This is a genomic window from Streptomyces sp. NPDC031225 (genome assembly GCF_055570355.1).
In genome coordinates, this window is the sequence record NZ_JBVIHJ010000021.1 from 146,068 (window position 1) to 162,465 (window position 16,398).

The window sequence follows — 16,398 nt, forward strand, 5'->3', positions numbered from 1 at the left end:
CCCTCGACAGGGACACCCCGCCGCCCGGCGCGCGGGCGGCGGGGCATACCGTCCGGCTGTGCGACTGAGCCGACTCGTTCCTGAGCGGGGCGGGGGAGGAGAGCCGGATGGCCGGGTACGCGGTGACCGATCTGGCGGCCGGACAGCTCGCGGAGCTGACCGCGGGCCGGCTGCTGTCCTCGTGGCGACTGGACGTCCCTGCGCTCCTGCTGGCCCTCGCCCTGGGCGCGCTCTACGGCTGGGGCGTGCGGAGACTCCGTCGGCGCGGGACCTCCTGGTCGCCCGCCCGGACCGCCGCCTTCGCACTTCTCGGGCTCGGCGGGCTGGTCGTGGCGACGATGTCCGGGCTCGCCGTCTACGACCACGTGCTGTTCTGGCCGGCCGCCGTGCAGAACGTCCTGCTCGACCTGGTGGTGCCGTTGGGCCTGGCGCTCGGTGACCCACTGAGGCTGGCCGTCGAGGCGCTGCCGGAGGGTGCCGCCGGTCGCGTACGGCGGGTCATGACCGGGCGGGTCGTACGGGCGCTGACCTTTCCCCTGGTCAGCACCGCGCTGGTGCTGGCCACCGAGCTGACGGTGTACTTCACGCCGTACTTCGCCACGGCGCTGCGGGTGGGCTGGCTGCACGAGCTGATGTACCTGCACCTGCTGGCGGCCGGCTGCCTGGTCGTCGTACCGGTGCTCACCAGGGAGGAGACGCTGCCGTCCTGGTGCACGCATCCGGTGCGGGCGGCGCTGGTCTTCCTCGACGGCATCGTCGACGCGGTGCCCGGGATCGTCGTCATGACGCACGGAACCCTGATCGCGGGTGCCTGGTATCTGCACCACGCCCCGTCCTGGTCGCCGGACGTCCACCACGACCAGCAGGTCGGCGGCGGCGCGATGCTCGGCATCGCCGAACTGGTCGCCCTGCCCTTCCTGTTGGCGCTCCTGTTCCAGTGGGCGCGCGCCGAACGCGTCCAGACCATCGCCCTCGACCGCCGACTGGACGCGGAACTCGCCGCCTCACCGGGCCCCGAATCCGCGACACCCACTCCCGACCGTGTACGCCCCTGGTGGGAGACCGAGCAGAACGACGTGGCCGCCACGATCCGCCGCCAGAACAAGGACCGCTGACGGGCTGCGGCCTCATCACGGCGACGCGGCCGGCTGCACCCGCGCCCACTGACAGGATCACACACCCGCCGGGAAGGCGGCTGGGCCCACGCCCGGCCGGCGCCTTTATGGGCGCTTCTCGGCCATGTCCAGCATCAGGCAACCTAATTGTAAAGAACCTTGACAGTTATTTGGTCTAGTCCAATTATGGTCACCGTTCGTCCCCAGCGGTTCTGTCCTTCCGCTGTCCCCGCATGCCCTTTCCCCATGGGAGCGTCAGTGAGACGACCTGGTCACCTTCGTGCGTTGCTGTCCTGTCTGAGCGTGAGCGCTCTGTCCGCCGGGCTCGTCGGAATCGGGGGAGGGAGCGCGCTCGCGGCGCCGACCTCGCCCGTGCCCTCCGCCTTCGGCAAGCCACTGCCCGCCCAGGTGGCGGCCCCCTACGTCGAGACCTGGACCGGCGAGAGCCCGGCCGCGCTCGCCGCCGCCTCGGGCAACAAGTACCTCACCATGGCCTTCCTCCAGACGGCCACCGCGGGTTCCTGCACCGCCTACTGGAACGGCGAGAGCGGTCAGCCGATCTCCAAGGCCACCTTCGGGCGCGACATCGCCGCCATCCAGGCCCGCGGCGGTAACGTCATCCCGTCCTTCGGCGGCTGGTCCGCGGACACCACCGGCACCGAACTGGCGGACAGCTGCACCAGCGTCGACGCCATCGCCGAGGTGTACAAGAGCCTCGTCAGGACGTACGGCATCACCCGCATCGACCTCGACGTCGAGGGCGACTCGATCGACAACGCCGCCGGGATCGACCGCCGCAACAAGGCGATCGCCAAGGTCCAGCGCTGGGCCGACCGCACCGGTCGCACCGTGCAGTTCTCCTACACCCTGCCGACCTCCACGCACGGTCTGGAGGCCAACGGCCTCGCCGTGCTGAAGAACGCCGTCGACAACGGCGCCCGCCTGGACGTCGTCAACCTCATGACGTTCGACTACTACGACGGCGCCGCCCACGACATGGCAGCCGACACCAAGACGGCCGCGACGGGACTGCACGGCCAACTGGCCGCGCTGTTCCCGAAGAAGAGCTCCGCGAAGCTGTGGAGCATGATCGGCGTCATCGAGATGCCCGGCATCGACGACTACGGCCCCGAGGAGACCTTCACCACCGAGGACGCTCTCGCGGTGGAGAAGTGGGCCGAGGCCAGGAAGATCAACACGCTCTCGTTCTGGGCGCTCCAGCGCGACAACGGCGGCTGCCCGGGCACCGGCGGCTCCGACTCGTGCTCCGGCATCGCGCAGGACACCTGGGCGTTCAGCCACGCCTTCGAGCCGTTCACGAGCGGCGGCCACCGGTAGCACGGACAGGCGGCACGCCCGAGTGCCGCGACGAGGGCCCGGTGCGCGTCATGCGCCCCGGGCCCTCGTCGCGGCGATTTCGCTACAAGTTCCGAAATTAACGAGGGCCGGGACCGCCACGTGGCCGAAACACGCGGTTCATAGCGTCGGGGGCACATCACGTCACTGACCTCCGCTCCGTGAGGCACCCCGTGTGACAGGAGTCTCCCGTGTCCTCTCTCTCCCGCCGCACCGCCCTGCGGCTGACCGCCGGTCTGGCGCTCGGCGCCGCCGCCCTCCCGCTGGCCGGCTGCGGCCGCAGCGACACCGACGCGGTCCCCGCGGCCGGCGCCAAGAAGGTCGACGCGTCCCCGGCCACCGGCACCGTGAACGTCTGGGCCGCCCAGGGCGACGCCGACGTCCTCGGCACCGTCGTCAAGCCCTTCAAGGCCGCCAATCCCGACCTGGTCGTCAAGACCACGCTGATACCGAACGCCGAGTACTACACCAAGCTCCAGGCGGCGATCGCAGCGGGCAAGGGACCGGACGTCGCCCAGTTCTTCCCCGAGTCGCAGGCGCAGTTCCTCGACCCGTCGACCCTGCTGCCCGTGCCGGACGGCCTGGTCGAACCGGGCAGCTTCTTCAAGAGCCTCTGGGACGCCGGAGTCGTGGGCGACGTGGCGTACACGGTGCCCTGGTACGCGTACACCTACGCGCTCGTCTACCGATCGGATCTGGCCAAGAAGGCGGGTGTCGAGGCGCCCACCACCTGGGCCGGCATGGAGCCGTTCCTCAAGGCACTCCAGGGCGCCGGCGCGGCCCACGCGCTCGGAGCCGACATCGGGTGGGACATCTTCAACGGCCAGGACGTCGCCATGTACGCCTGGCAGGCCGGCGGCTCCCTCGTCACCCCTGCCGGCAAGTGGAACCTGAACACCCCCGAGATGGCCGACGCCCTCAAGTACAACGCGGCCTTCTTCACCGCCGGGACCGCCGACACCAGCGGGCCCACCTTCCTCGACGCACAGCCGTACTTCGTCTCCGGGAAGACGGCGAGCATGATCACCGGACCGTGGGTCGTCGGCCAGCTCGACACTGCCGCCAAGAAGAAGGGCTGGACGTCCTCCCACGTCGCCACCGCCCCGCTCCCCGCCGGAGCGGCCGGCAGCGTCTCCTTCTCCGCGGGCGGCACCTGGGGCGTCCTCGCCGACAGCGGCAACGCGGACGCCGCCTGGAAGCTCGTCCGGTATCTGGCCCAGCCCAGCGCCCAGGTCGCGCAGTACAAGGCGTACAGCTCGCTGCCGGCCGTCATCTCCGCCTGGGACGACCCGGCGATCAAGAGCCAGCCGCTCCTGGACGCGTTCTTCACCCAGCTCAAGAACACCCGGGCCTTCCCGCAGGTGAGCACGTGGCAGCAGGTCGCGACCCGGCTGGGCAAGGAGATGGAGGCCGTCGCCAAGGGCAAGGAGACCGCGGCGAAGGCGGCCGCGAACATCCAGGCGTACGCCGAGAGCGTCGGCACCGGGACGAAGTGATGAGCACGACGCTCGTTTCGGCGGCCGAGAAGACCAAGGCCGTTCCGAGGACGGTGGTGCGCAGGGCGTCCCGCGCCCGCCGTACCGCGGTCGCCTGGCTGTTCCTGGCGCCCTTCGCCGTCGTCTTCCTGCTCTACACGGCCGTCCCCACCGTCGCCGCCCTCGGCCTGAGCCTCACCGACATCCGGGGCGCGGACCTGCGCACCCCGTTCGCGGTCGACTTCACCGGCGTCGAGAACTACGTACGGCTGTTCCAGGACGAGAGCTTCCGGCAGGACCTCCTGAACACCGGCCTGTTCGTGGCCGTCGGGGTGCCGCTGACCATGGGCACCGGGTTCGCGCTGGCCCTGGCGCTGAACTCCGGGATCCGGCGGCTGCGCGGTACCTTCCGGACCGTCTTCTTCGCACCCGTCGTCACCAACGTCGTGGCCGTCGCCCTGATCTGGCGGTACGCCTTCAACGCCGACGGCACCGTCAACAAGGTGCTCGGCGGTCTGGGCCTCGCCGGACCGAACTGGCTGGACGACCCGCACCTGGCCATGCCCGTGGTCGTCCTGCTGGGCGTCTGGCGCAACTTCGGGACCGCGATGGTGCTGTTCCTCGCCGGTCTCCAGGCCGTCCCGCAGGACGTGTACGAGGCGGCCGCCCTGGACGGAGCCGGCCGCTGGCGCCAACTCCGGCACATCACCCTGCCGTTGCTGCTGCCGACCACCCTCATGGTCTCCGTCCTGCTGACCGTCTTCTACCTCCAGGTCTTCGACGAGCCCTATCTGCTCACCGGCGGCGGCCCGTTGGGCTCCACCGAGTCGGTCGCGCTGTACACCTACCGTCAGTTCGGGGCGGGCGAGTTCGGGATGTCCTCGGCAGCGTCCTTCGTGACGCTCGTCCTCGTGACCGTGGTCAGCGCCGTCCAGTTCCGGCTGCTGAGGTCCCGCACATGACCACTCACCTGTCCAAACGCTCTTTTCTGTACGCCGCGTTGGTCCTCTGCGCGCTGCTGACCCTGCTCCCCTTCCTCTGGGTGCTGAGCGGCTCGCTGCGCGGCCTCGACGAGATCCGTTCCGACCCCGGCGCCTGGCTGCCGCACCACCTGACCTTCGACAACTTCACGCGGCTGTTCGAGACCCAGGGCTTCGGCCGGTTCATGGCCAACAGCGTCGTGGTCGCGGTGATCGTGGTGGCCGGCAACATCGTGGCGGCCTCGGCCGCAGGCTACGCGCTCGCCAAGCTCGACTTCGCGGGCAGGAAGCTCGCGTTCGGCGCGGTCATGGCCGCACTGATGGTGCCCTTCACCGCGGTGTTCGTGCCGCAGTTCGTGATCACCGTCGACGCGGGGCTCGCGGACACCCTCACCGGGATCGCCCTGCCCAGCGCGGCGCTGCCGATGTCCGTCTTCATCATGCGCCAGTACGCGCTGTCGGTCCCCGACGAACTCCTGGAGGCGGCCCGCATCGACGGGGCGGGCGAGTTCCGGATCTTCTTCCGGATCTTCCTGCCGTTGGCCGGTCCCGCCGTCGCCACGATCACGATCATGTCGTTCCTCGCCTCGTGGAACAACTTCATCTGGCCGCTGATCGTCGCCCAGAGCATGTCGACCTACACCCTGCCGGTGGGCCTCGCCGCCACCAGCCAGGCGGCGGCCCATGTCACCGACTACGGCCTCATGCTCGCCGGAGCGATCGTGGTGATGCTGCCGGTGCTCGTGCTGTTCCTCTTCCTGCAGCGGTACTTCGTGCAGGGCATCGCGGGGACGGGCATGCGATGACCATGACGGAGTCGATCCTGGACACCCCCGCCGGTACCGTCGTGGGGCGTCAAGAAGCGCACGTGCGACGGTACTTGGGCATCCCGTACGCCGAAGCGCCCATCGGTCCACGGCGGTTCGCCGCGCCGGTTGCGCGCGGACGCTTCGCGGAGCCCTTCGACGCCTCCCGGCACGGCGCCACCTCGCAGCGCGTGCCGCTGTCCGCCGTGACCACGATCCCCGAGCCCTCGGTGCCGGGCGACGACGTGCTGAACCTGTCCGTCACGGCACCCGCGGCGCACACGGAGCCCTGTCCGGTACTGGTGTGGATCCACGGGGGCGGGTTCCTGGCCGGGAGTCCCGCGAGCCCCTGGTACGACGGCCGGGCCTTCGCCCGCGACGGCGTCGTCACCGTCACCGCCGGCTACCGGCTGGGCGTCGACGGATTCTCCGCACTGGACGGCGTCCCGCCGAACCTCGGGCTGCGTGACCTGCTGCTCGCGCTCGACTGGGTCCAGGAGAACATCGCCGCCTTCGGGGGCGACCCGGACCGGGTCACCGTCGCCGGTCAGTCGGCCGGGGGAGCGGCGGTGCTCGCCCTGCTCTCGTCGCCGGCCGGCCGGGGCCGCTTCCACCGCGCGGTGAGCCTGTCCGGCGGGTTCTTCGACATCGACCCGCCGGACGACTTCCTCGCCGGGCTCGGGCACACCCTCGGGGTCCCGGCGACGCGCGCCGGATTCTCCCGCCGTACACCGGAACAGCTCCAACGGGCCGTCCTCGACCTGCGCCGCACCGAAACGCCGGTCCTCGGCCCGGTCGTCGGCGACGACCTCCTGCCGGTACCGGTCGCGGAGGGCCTCACCGCCCATGGACACGACGTGCCGCTCCTCCTCGGTGCCACCGGCGACGAGTTCGACGGGGCGGGTCCGCCGGAGGACCGCGCGCGAGGCATCCGGGTCACGGACACCCTGTTCCGCTCCGCCTGCCCCCGCGCCGCGACCGCCAGGCGTACGGCCCCCGCCGGCACCTGGCTGTACTCCTTCGAATGGCCCTCGCCGACCCTCGGCGGTGCCGTGCACTGCGTCGACCTGCCCTTCTTCTTCGACCTGCTGGACGCACCCGGCGTCACCGAGGCACTCGGACCCCGCCCGCCCGCGGAGCTGGCCGCGCGGATGCACACCGACCTCGTCGCCTTCGTCCGCGGCGGGACACCGGCCTGGGAGAGGGCGACCGGGGCGCTCGGCGACCCGGCCCGCGAGTACGGCCGCCCCGGCGCGCCCCTCGCGGCCGACACCCGGGGCGTGTACGACCCCGTGACCGGGACGGAGGGGACGGCATGCTGATGTCGGGCATGAACCAGAGCGCCGTACGACGCGTCAACACCTCGGTGGTCCTGCGGGCGTTGGCGGTGTCCGCGGGACCGAGGAAGCTGACCGAACTCGCCGCGCAGACGGGCCTGTCCCGTCGCACCGTCGAGAGCGTCCTGGACTTCCTGGTCGAGGCGGGCTGGGTCGCGGAACTGGACCGGATGCCGGTCAGCGGCTCAGCGGGACGACCCGCCCGCCGCTACGAACTGCGCGCCGAACACGCCCTGTTGGCCGCCGTACGCATCACCACCGTCGACGTCAGCGCGGTCGTCGCCGATGTGCGCGGACACATCCTCGGCCGGGCGCACCGGCCGCTGCGCGCCTACCAGGACCCGCGGACCACGCTCGACGACGCGGCCGAACTGGTGCTCCGGGCCCTCGACGACGCCGGTGGCTCGGTGGACCGGCTGCGCGCCGGGGCGATCGCCGCGGGCGGTGCCATCGACGACGAGGGAGTCGTACGGCGCCTGGTGCACACCACGCGCTGGGAGGGCGTGCGTCTGCCCGAGGAGTTCGCGCGGCGCGTCCCGGTGCCCTGGTTCGCCGACAACGACACCAACCTCGGTGCGCTGGCGGAGCGTTGGCGAGGAGTGGCGGGCGACCACGACAACGTCGTATGGGCGATGCTCGGCAACCGTACCGGCCTCGGCATCCTCATCCGAGGCGCCGTGCACCGCGGTCTCGACGGTGCCGCGGGCGAGATCGTCGAGGCGCCGTCGATGCCGGCCGGCTCGGTCGAGGACCGGCCCGTCGCCGCACTCACCTCACCGCTGCCCGCCCAACGCGCCCTCGCGCGCGCCCGGTTCGACGCGGCGAGAGCGGGGGACCGCGATGCGCTCGCCGAGGTCGACGAGTTCGTGGAGAACATCGCATCGATCCTCACCACCCTGTCCTGGACGGTCGCCCCGTCCCTCATCGTCCTCGGCGGCGGGCTGGAGGACGCGGCCGACGTCCTGCTGCCCCGGGTCAGGGCCGCGCTGCGGCACGCCCGCACCCCGGCGGTCGAACTCCGCGCGACCGCGCTCGGCCATGAAGGCCCGCTCATCGGCGCGGTGAAGCTCGTGCTGGACCACATGGACACCGAGCTGTTCGGCCCGCTCGTGCCGAGCACATGACCCCCCACAACCCCTCCTGATGGAGCCTCACTTGACGCACGACCCCCGCACCGACGTCCTCGTCGTGGGCAGCGGCATCATGGGATCCCTCGTGGCCCGGCTGCTGCGCGACGGCGACCCCGGCCTGCGCATCACCATGGTCGAGGGCGGCACCGCGATCGGCAGCGCCCCCGGCCTGCATCTGCACGACCTCGACGACCCCGGCCTGTGGTCCCGCTACAACGAAAAGGTCGCCACCGGAATCCAGGGCATGTACACCGGAGCCGAGGTCGTCCGCGAGGTCGCCGACCGGCTCACCGACCTGACGCCCGGCATGTTCCACGCGCTCGCCTTCGGCCAGGACGCCGAGGCGATGCCACACGCCGCGCTCGCCTGGAACGCGGGCGGCATGGGCGTGCACTGGACGGCCGCCACCCCGTGGCCGGCCGGGGACGAGGTGTTCGACTTCGGTGACCCGGACCGCTGGACGGCCGATCTCGACACCGCGCGCGCACTGCTCGCCGTCACCCCCGCCCCGATCGGCCCGACCAAGGTCGGCGCACTCGTCCTCGACGCCCTCAGCCGACGCTACGGCGCCCTCGGACCCCCCGACCGGGCCCCGCAGCCCATGCCCATGGCCGTCACCCCCACCCCCGCGGGCCCCATGCCCCGCACCGCGCCCGGGACGATCTTCCCCGCGATCGCGACCGGCGGGGACCCCGCGTTCACCCTGCTGACCGGCACGCTCGTGACGTCCCTGATCCGGGCCGGTGACGGCCGCATCGCCGGCGCCCGGCTGCGCCGCGTCGTCGACGGCACCGACCACGAAGTCCGTGCCGACGCCGTGGTGGTGTGCGCCGACGCGCTGCGCACCCCGCAACTCCTGTTCGCCTCCGGCATCCGCCCCGATGCCCTCGGCCGCCGGCTCAACGAGCACGCCTTCGTCACCGCCCGCGTCCTCCTCGACGTCGACCGGTTCGGCCTCGCCCTCGACGACCTGCCGCTGCCGCGCCCCGGCGAGTTCAGCACCGACTCCCTCTGGCTGCCGCAGAACGGACCCGCGCAGCCCTTCCACGGCCAGATCATGAACCGCACCTACGTAGACGAGAACGGCAGCCCGCTCGCGCACTCCGTGGGGCTGTCGCTGTACGTCCCCGTGGAGTCCCGCCCGGAGAACCGGCTCGTGTTCTCGGCGGGCGAGCAGGACCTCGCCGGAATGCCCCGCATCCAGGTCGAGTTCGCCTACTCCGACGCCGACCGTGCGCTGATCCGCCGAGCACGGGACGAAGTCATGCTCCTCGCCGCGGAGTTCGGCCCCTTCGACCCGGCGACCGAGTGCGCGGTGCTGCCGCCCGGGTCGTCGCTGCATCTCACCGGCACGGTGCGGGCAGGGGCCACCGACGACGGCACCAGCGTGTGCGACCCGGACGGAAGGGTGTGGGGCTTCGACAACCTCTATCTGGCGGGCAACGGAGTCGTTCCCACGGCGATGGCCGCCAACGTCACCCTGACCGGCGCGGTCACCGCGGTACGGGCTGCCCGTGCCGTCGCCGCGCGCATGTGAACCACCCGAGAGGAACAGAACAGTGATCGACATCGCGAAGGAATACCGCGTGGCCCTGCCCGCGTGGATCGACGACGAACTCGCCGACGCGCCGGCCGTCGTGCCCTCCCCCGAGGACCGGATGCGTCTCGTGCACCGCCTCGCCGACCGCAACTGGCGGGAGGGCAACGGCGGTCCGTTCGCGGCGCTCGTCGCCGAGCGCGAGAGCGGCCGGATCGTCTCCGTCGGGGTGAACGTCGTCCTGTCCACCGGCGTCTCCAGCGCCCACGCCGAGGTCGTCGCGCTCGGCCTCGCCCAGACGGCCACCGGCAGCTGGGACCTGGGCGCCGAAGGCCTGCCGTCCCACGAACTGGTCGTCAACTGGCGTCCCTGCGTGCAGTGTTACGGCGCCGCCATGTGGTCCGGGGTGCGCGGCCTGGTGGTGGCGGGGGAGGGCCCGGAACTGGAGGAGATCACCACGTTCGACGAGGGCCCGCTCGGCGCAGACTGGGCCGAGCAGTTCGAGGCGCGCGGCATCGAGGTCGTGGGGGATGTCCTGCGGGACGAGGCGCTCGCGGTGTTCCGCGGGTACCGCAAGGCCGTCGACGAGTCGGACGGGGTCGTCGTCTACAACGCGCGCGGGGGAGCCGAGTGAATCCGCGCTTCGCGACGGACGTGATCACGTTCTTCCACCCGGGGTTCTGGGACCTGGAGTCCGCCGCCGCGGTGCGCGAATGGGCCGCGGCGCACCCGGACCGGTTCTGGCAGCGGGTGCTGGACACCCTTGCCGAGACCGAAGTCACCGGTATCGAGCTGACGTTCGCGCCGGGTGACATCGACTCGGCCGTGCGGGCCTTCGGCAGCGCGGCCTCCTTCCGGCGCGAACTGGCCGACCGCGGTCTCGCCGTCGTCAGCGCCTTCATCGCCGACAGCGACGCCCCCGACTGGCGCCACGGCGACAACCTCCCCGCGATCGTCGCCGACGCCGAGCGCCGCGCCGCCTTCCTCGCCGAGGCGGGCGCGGAACTCCTCGTCGCGGGACTGCCGATGCGCACGACGTACGGCACCCGCCCGCCGTTCTTCGTCGACGCCGCCTACATGGCCCGTATGGCCGACATCGCTCACGTGGTCGGCGAGGCGGTCTCCCGCCACGGGGTGAAGCTCGCCTTCCACACGGAATCCCACAGCACGCTCTGGTACGAGCGGGACGTCGACCTGTTCATGGCCCTCACCGACCCCCGCTACGTCTGGCTGTGCCCCGACTCCTGCCACATCGCGCTCGGGGGCGGCGACCCGGTCGCGCTGGCGGGCCGCCACGCCCCGCGCATCGCCCTGGCCCACTGGAAGGACGCGGTCGAGCCGATCACCGCCCACCTCACCGTCGACGACACGGTGTACGCCCAACAGCAGCCCTACATGGCAGAGTTGGGCAAGGGCATCGTCGACTGGAACGGCTGGGCCGGGGCGATGTCCCGCACCCCCGGCGCCCACACGGTCCTCATCGAACTGGACGAGGCGGCGGACCCGGTCGCGGCCCTGCGGTCGGGAACGGCGGTGGCCAAGAGGGCCCTCGCAGGCGCGGGCCAGGACCGTGCCGCCGTACCCGTCACATGATCGCGACCGCCCTTCCGGCCGAGGGCCGGAACATCTCCCGTACCCGCGACTTTCACATCAGCGCCACCGGACCCTTCCCTGACGTTCGTTGGGCTTGGAAAACTCGCTGCGCGCACCTTCCGTCACGTTCCGGCCATCGATGCGCAGGATGAGAGGTCCCTCACACATGACCGACGTCAACCGGCGCAGATTCCTCCAGGTCGCGGGCGCCACCACCGCGTTCACCGCGCTGTCCAACAGCATCCAGCGGGCTGCCGCGCTCCCCGCCCACCACCGCACGGGGACGATCGAGGACGTCGAGCACGTCGTCGTCCTCATGCAGGAGAACCGCTCCTTCGACCACTACTTCGGCTCGCTCAGAGGCGTCCGCGGCTTCGGTGACCCGCGTCCGGTGACACTGGAGAGCGGCAAGTCCGTCTGGCACCAGACGGACGCGAACGGCAAGGAGATCCTGCCCTTCCGCCCCGACGCCGACGACCTGGGACTGCAGTTCATCCAGGACCTCCCGCACGGCTGGAACGACGGACACGCCGCCTTCAACGGGGGTAAGTACGACAAATGGGTTCCGAACAAGAGCTCCACGACCATGGCGTACCTGAACCGTGAGGACATCCCCTTCCACTACGCCCTCGCCGACTCCTTCACCATCTGCGACGCCTACCACTGCTCGTTCATCGGCTCGACCGACCCGAACCGCTACTACATGTGGACGGGCTACACCGGCAACGACGGCAAGGGCGGCGGCCCGGTCCTCGGCAACGACGAGGTCGGCTACGGCTGGACGACCTACCCCGAGCGCCTGGAGAAGGCCGGCGTCTCCTGGAAGATCTACCAGGACGTCGGCGACGGCCTCGACGCGAACGGCTCCTGGGGCTGGATCCCGGACGCCTACCGCGGCAACTACGGCGACAACTCGCTGCTCTACTTCAACCAGTACCGCGATGCCAAGCCCGGCGACCCGCTGTACGACAAGGCCCGCACCGGCACCGACTACACCAAGGGTGAGGGCTACTTCGACCGGCTCAGGGCCGACGTGAAGGCCGGAAAGCTGCCGCAGGTCTCCTGGATCGTCGCCCCCGAGGCCTTCACGGAGCACCCCAACTGGCCCGCGAACTACGGCGCCTGGTACATCTCCCAGGTCCTGGACGCGCTCACCTCCGACCCGAAGGTGTGGGCGAAGACGGCGCTGTTCATCACCTACGACGAGAACGACGGCTTCTTCGACCACGTGGTCCCCGCGTTCCCGCCCGGCTCGGCGGCTCAGGGCAAGTCCACCGTCGACCCCGCCCCCGACCTGTTCAAGGGCGACACCAACCACCCGGCCGGCCCCTACGGCCTCGGCCAGCGGGTGCCCATGCTCGTCGTCTCGCCCTGGAGCAAGGGCGGTTACGTCTGCTCCGAGACGCTCGACCACACCTCGATCATCCGCTTCCTGGAGACCCGCTTCGGCGTCCACGAGCCCAACATCTCGTCCTGGCGGCGCACCGTGTGCGGCGACCTGACCTCGGCCTTCGACTTCTCCCACAGGGACGTGAAGCCGGTCGCCCTGCCCGACACCGACGGCTACGAGCCTCCGGACCGCGTACGTCACCCCGACTACGTGCCGGTCCCGCCCGCGGTCGGTGCGCTGCCGAAGCAGGAGCGCGGACTGCGCCCCGCCCGGCCCCTCAAGTACGCCCCGCACGTGGACGGTTCGGCCGACACCCGGGCCGGGAAGTTCACGCTCACCTTCGGCTCCGGCGCCAGGGCGGGCGCCGCGTTCCTGGTGACCTCCGGCAACCGCACCGACGGGCCCTGGAGTTACACCACCGAGGCCGGAAAGTCCGTGTCGGACACGTGGAACTCGACGTACTCGCAGGGGTCGTACGACCTGACCGTCCACGGCCCGGGCGGCTTCCTGCGCTCCTTCAAGGGGTCGAACAAGACCGCCGGTCCCGAGGTCACCGCTCGCCACCGCGGCGACGACGTCGAGCTCACCTTCACCAACAAGGGCTCCGGCACGGTCCGTCTGCACGTCACGAACGGCTACGGCGGCCGGGCGAAGACCTTCACCGTGCGGGTCGGCACCACCGTCAAGCACCTCGTCAACCTCGCCGGGAGCCGTCGCTGGTACGACCTCACGGTCACGTCGGAAGCCGACAAGGCGTTTCTGCGACGATTCGCCGGACATGTCGAGAACGGGCGGCCCGGGGTCAGCGACCCGGCCGTAATCACCGGGTAAAGCCGCTGGGGAGCCGCCGTCGAGGTGGCCGGATCGCGAGGGTCCCGGGGTACTGTGCCCCGGTGACCACGCATTCGAACACACCTGCTGGCTGGTACCCCGATCCGCACGGAGCGTCCCAGACGCTCCGTTACTGGGACGGGGCACAGTGGACCCAGCACACCGACAAGCAGCAGGCGGCGGCTCAGGCGCCCCAGATGCCGCAGCAGGCGGCCGGCCCCGACCCGCAGGTGCAGCGACAGGTGCAGCAGCAGGCCGGGGTCACCGCGGGCGGTGCGGGCGGCGGCACCCTGTTCACCGAGCCGGTCCTGGTGGTGAACCAGAAGGCCAAGCTGATCGAGGTGACCAACGAGTACAAGGTCATGGACCAGAACGGCAACCAGCTCGGCTCCGTCACCCAGGTCGGGCAGAGCGCGCTGAAGAAGGTCCTGCGCGTCGTCTCCAGCCTGGACCAGTACATGACCCACAAGCTGGAGATCCGTGACGCCCACGGGCAGCCGGTGCTGCTGCTGACCCGGCCGGCCAAGATCTTCAAGTCGCGGGTGATCGTGGAGCGTCCGGACGGCTCGCCGGTCGGTGAGATCGTCCAGCAGAACATGATCGGGAAGATCAACTTCGCGATGAACGTGAACGGCCGGCAGGTCGGGGCGATCAAGGCGGAGAACTGGCGGGCCTGGAACTTCGCGATCGTCGACCACACGGAGAACGAGGTCGCCCGCATCACGAAGACGTGGGAGGGGCTCGCCAAGACGATGTTCACGACCGCGGACAACTACGTGCTGCAGATCCACCACCAGCTGCCCGAGCCGCTGCTCAGCCTGGTGGTCGCGACCGCGCTGACCGTGGACACGGCCCTCAAGCAGGATGCCCGCGGGTTCGGCTGAGCATCGGTCCGCGTCGCCGCGGACCGATGCCGTCCCGCACCTCTAACGAGGCGCGGTCAGGTGCCCCGGCTCGGTGGGCCGGGGCACCGTCACGTCCCGCAACGACGGCTCCAGCGCCAGTACGGCGGCCACCGGGTGTTCGTCCTCGACCACCTCGGCCACCTGCACGAGCTTGGGGGCCCGGCTCAGCAGGACCACTCCCCAGGACGCCAGGCCCGCACCCGCCAGTGCCAGCAGGACGCCCGCCGCGCCGCCCCGCAGGCCCTCATGGAGGAGCGAGAGGCCGATCACCGCGGCGGCCATCGGGTTGGCCAGGGTCACCACGGCGAGCGGGGCACCCAGGCCGTCGCGGTACGCCGTCTGGGACAGCAGGAGGCCGCCTGCCGCGAAGGCCGCGACCAGCAGTGCGACCCCGATCACCTGGATGCTCAGAAGCGAGTCGGAACGGTCCGTCGCCGCCACCGTCACCGTCTGGGTCAGAGCGGAGGCCACGCCCGAGGCGAAGCCGGACGCCGTCGCGTGCCGCAGGCCGGGGCGGCGGGCCCCGCGGCGGGTCAGCAGACCGATCAGGGCGGCCGTCGCGCCCGCCACCATCAGAGCCTCGGGCACGGTCAGGACCTGGCCGGGCGAGGACCCCGACGCCACGACGAGGATCGCCGCGAGACCGGCCAGGGTGTAAGCGGTGCCCCGCCACTCCGCCGCGCCGACCCGGCGCCCGGCGATCCGTGCACCCAGCGGCACCGCGGCGACCAGGGTGAGTGCGCCGAGCGGCTGCACCACGGTCAGGGGGCCGTACTTGAGGGCCACGACGTGCAGCAGCGCGGCCGAGGCGTTGAGGCCGACGGAACCCCACCAGGCACCCGAGCTCAGCATCCGCAGCACGCCCGAGCCGGGGTCGCGGGAGGCGAGACGTTCCTGGGCGACGGCTGCGGCCGCGTAGGCGACGGACGAGAACAGGGACAGGACGACGGCGAGCAGGGTGGCGTTCATCGGGCCGCTCCGACCAGGACGTCGTTCTTCTTCTCGACCGGCGCGGGCTTCTCCTGCGTCCGGCCCGCCGTGGTCGCCGTCCGGTGCGGCGAGGGAAGCCGGGCGGGGCGGATCACCGCGAGCGCGATGCCGAGCAGGGCCGCCGCAGCGATCGCGTCCATCCAGTAGTGGTTCGCCGTCCCGACGATGACCGCCAGCGTCACCAGCGGGTGCAGCAGCCACAGCCACCGCCACCGCGACCGGGTGGCCACGATCAGGCCGATCGCCACCATCAGGGCCCAGCCGAAGTGCAGCGAGGGCATCGCGGCGAACTGGTTGGAGAGGGTGTCGGTCTGCGGCGGGCCGTACACGGAGGGGCCGTAGACCTTCGCGGTGTCGACCAGGCCGGCCGCCGCGAGCATCCGTGGCGGGGCCAGCGGAAAGACGAGGTGCAGCACCAGGGCGGCGCCGGTGACGGTCGCCAGGATGCGGCGGGTCCAGACGTAGTGCGCGGGGCGCTTCAGGTAGAGCCAGACCAGGAAGGCGACCGTGGCCGGGAAGTGGACGGTCGCGTAGTAGGTGTTCGCGAGGTGCGCGAGGGCGTCGCCGTGCAGCAGCAGCGACTGCACCGATCCCTCTCCGGGCAGGTGCAGGGTTCGTTCCCAGTCCCATACGCGGTCGGCGTTGCGAAGGGCCTCGGCCGTGTGGCCGGCGGCCAGTTGCCGGCCGAACTTGTAGACGAGGAAGAGTCCTACGACGAGCAGGAGCTCACGGACGAGCGGCGGCCGCGCTGGCGCGTCGGTCTCCGCTTCTGAAGGCTCGGTGCGGGCATTCATCCCCCGGCCCTTTCGCTGACGGTGGTACAGGTGCTGAAGCTGGACACGGGTACGACTCGCCCAGCTCCCGAAACTCATCGGTACGGGATCGTACCGATACGCCAGTGTACCGATACGTTCGGGTACCGGTACACTGGCGTATCGATAGACATAGGACAC

At 71.2% G+C, this 16,398-nt stretch carries 14 protein-coding genes; 12 read left to right on the forward strand and 2 right to left on the reverse strand.

What is annotated here, in order from left to right; all coding sequences use genetic code 11:
• Nucleotides 1-107 precede the first annotated feature (107 nt).
• The 12 genes from ACZ48Z_RS31570 to ACZ48Z_RS31625 all read left to right on the forward strand — a co-directional run bounded on the left by ACZ48Z_RS31570 (nt 108) and on the right by ACZ48Z_RS31625 (nt 14,434).
• On the forward strand, nt 108-1,115 hold the full coding sequence (locus ACZ48Z_RS31570; RefSeq protein ID WP_468739288.1) for a cytochrome c oxidase assembly protein: 1,008 nt from the start codon (nt 108-110) through the stop codon (nt 1,113-1,115).
• A gap of 303 nt (nt 1,116-1,418) precedes the next feature.
• The gene (locus ACZ48Z_RS31575) at nt 1,419-2,453 is read left to right on the forward strand and encodes a chitinase (protein ID WP_468739289.1); all 1,035 of its coding nucleotides are present in this window, start codon (nt 1,419-1,421) and stop codon (nt 2,451-2,453) included.
• Nucleotides 2,454-2,662: 209 nt separating this feature from the next.
• Nucleotides 2,663-3,967, forward strand: coding sequence for an extracellular solute-binding protein (locus ACZ48Z_RS31580; RefSeq protein ID WP_468739290.1), 1,305 nt, complete (start codon nt 2,663-2,665; stop codon nt 3,965-3,967).
• The gene (locus ACZ48Z_RS31585; protein ID WP_468739291.1) at nt 3,967-4,908 is read left to right on the forward strand and encodes a carbohydrate ABC transporter permease; all 942 of its coding nucleotides are present in this window, start codon (nt 3,967-3,969) and stop codon (nt 4,906-4,908) included. Before ACZ48Z_RS31580 ends, ACZ48Z_RS31585 begins: the two co-directional genes overlap by 1 nt.
• Complete coding sequence (locus tag ACZ48Z_RS31590) at nt 4,905-5,732, forward strand: carbohydrate ABC transporter permease (RefSeq protein ID WP_468739292.1); 828 nt, start codon at nt 4,905-4,907, stop codon at nt 5,730-5,732. The genes ACZ48Z_RS31585 and ACZ48Z_RS31590 overlap by 4 nt, the downstream gene beginning before the upstream one ends.
• A gap of 2 nt (nt 5,733-5,734) precedes the next feature.
• Entirely contained in the window at nt 5,735-7,054 is a 1,320-nt protein-coding gene (locus tag ACZ48Z_RS31595; RefSeq protein WP_468739329.1) for a carboxylesterase family protein, read from the forward strand.
• Nucleotides 7,048-8,193: an ROK family transcriptional regulator gene (locus tag ACZ48Z_RS31600; protein ID WP_468739293.1), complete on the forward strand. Its 1,146-nt coding sequence runs from the start codon at nt 7,048-7,050 to the stop codon at nt 8,191-8,193. The genes ACZ48Z_RS31595 and ACZ48Z_RS31600 overlap by 7 nt, the downstream gene beginning before the upstream one ends.
• Before the next feature lie 31 nt (nt 8,194-8,224).
• Nucleotides 8,225-9,736 (forward strand): GMC oxidoreductase, encoded by a 1,512-nt coding sequence (locus ACZ48Z_RS31605; RefSeq protein ID WP_468739294.1) that lies wholly within the window; start codon nt 8,225-8,227, stop codon nt 9,734-9,736.
• A gap of 22 nt (nt 9,737-9,758) precedes the next feature.
• On the forward strand, nt 9,759-10,370 hold the full coding sequence (locus tag ACZ48Z_RS31610; RefSeq protein ID WP_468739295.1) for a nucleoside deaminase: 612 nt from the start codon (nt 9,759-9,761) through the stop codon (nt 10,368-10,370).
• Entirely contained in the window at nt 10,367-11,329 is a 963-nt protein-coding gene (locus ACZ48Z_RS31615; protein ID WP_468739296.1) for a sugar phosphate isomerase/epimerase family protein, read from the forward strand. Before ACZ48Z_RS31610 ends, ACZ48Z_RS31615 begins: the two co-directional genes overlap by 4 nt.
• Before the next feature lie 166 nt (nt 11,330-11,495).
• Nucleotides 11,496-13,550, forward strand: coding sequence for a phosphocholine-specific phospholipase C (locus ACZ48Z_RS31620; RefSeq protein WP_468739297.1), 2,055 nt, complete (start codon nt 11,496-11,498; stop codon nt 13,548-13,550).
• 62 nt (nt 13,551-13,612) lie between these two features.
• Nucleotides 13,613-14,434, forward strand: coding sequence for an LURP-one-related family protein (locus tag ACZ48Z_RS31625; RefSeq protein ID WP_468739298.1), 822 nt, complete (start codon nt 13,613-13,615; stop codon nt 14,432-14,434).
• 42 nt (nt 14,435-14,476) lie between these two features.
• On the opposite strand, the gene ACZ48Z_RS31630 is transcribed toward ACZ48Z_RS31625, so the two are convergent.
• Both ACZ48Z_RS31630 and ACZ48Z_RS31635 read right to left on the reverse strand, forming a co-directional pair.
• Nucleotides 14,477-15,424 carry a DMT family protein gene (locus ACZ48Z_RS31630; protein ID WP_468739299.1) on the reverse strand — a complete coding sequence of 316 codons (948 nt, stop codon included), beginning with the start codon at nt 15,422-15,424 and terminating at the stop codon, nt 14,477-14,479.
• Complete coding sequence (locus ACZ48Z_RS31635) at nt 15,421-16,239, reverse strand: phosphatase PAP2 family protein (RefSeq protein ID WP_468739300.1); 819 nt, start codon at nt 16,237-16,239, stop codon at nt 15,421-15,423. The genes ACZ48Z_RS31630 and ACZ48Z_RS31635 overlap by 4 nt, the downstream gene beginning before the upstream one ends.
• Nucleotides 16,240-16,398 lie beyond the last annotated feature (159 nt).

Excerpts from the sequence above, each read along its gene's own strand:
- ACZ48Z_RS31570 (WP_468739288.1), top strand. The coding sequence starts at position 108 with ATGGCCGGGTACGCGGTGACCGATCTGGCGGCCGGACAGCTCGCGGAG.
- ACZ48Z_RS31585 (WP_468739291.1), top strand. The coding sequence starts at position 3,967 with ATGAGCACGACGCTCGTTTCGGCGGCCGAGAAGACCAAGGCCGTTCCG.
- ACZ48Z_RS31590 (WP_468739292.1), top strand. The coding sequence starts at position 4,905 with ATGACCACTCACCTGTCCAAACGCTCTTTTCTGTACGCCGCGTTGGTC.
- ACZ48Z_RS31595 (WP_468739329.1), top strand. The coding sequence starts at position 5,735 with ATGACGGAGTCGATCCTGGACACCCCCGCCGGTACCGTCGTGGGGCGT.
- ACZ48Z_RS31600 (WP_468739293.1), top strand. The coding sequence starts at position 7,048 with ATGCTGATGTCGGGCATGAACCAGAGCGCCGTACGACGCGTCAACACC.
- ACZ48Z_RS31620 (WP_468739297.1), top strand. The coding sequence starts at position 11,496 with ATGACCGACGTCAACCGGCGCAGATTCCTCCAGGTCGCGGGCGCCACC.
- ACZ48Z_RS31630 (WP_468739299.1), bottom strand. The coding sequence starts at position 15,424 with ATGAACGCCACCCTGCTCGCCGTCGTCCTGTCCCTGTTCTCGTCCGTC.
- ACZ48Z_RS31635 (WP_468739300.1), bottom strand. The coding sequence starts at position 16,239 with ATGAATGCCCGCACCGAGCCTTCAGAAGCGGAGACCGACGCGCCAGCG.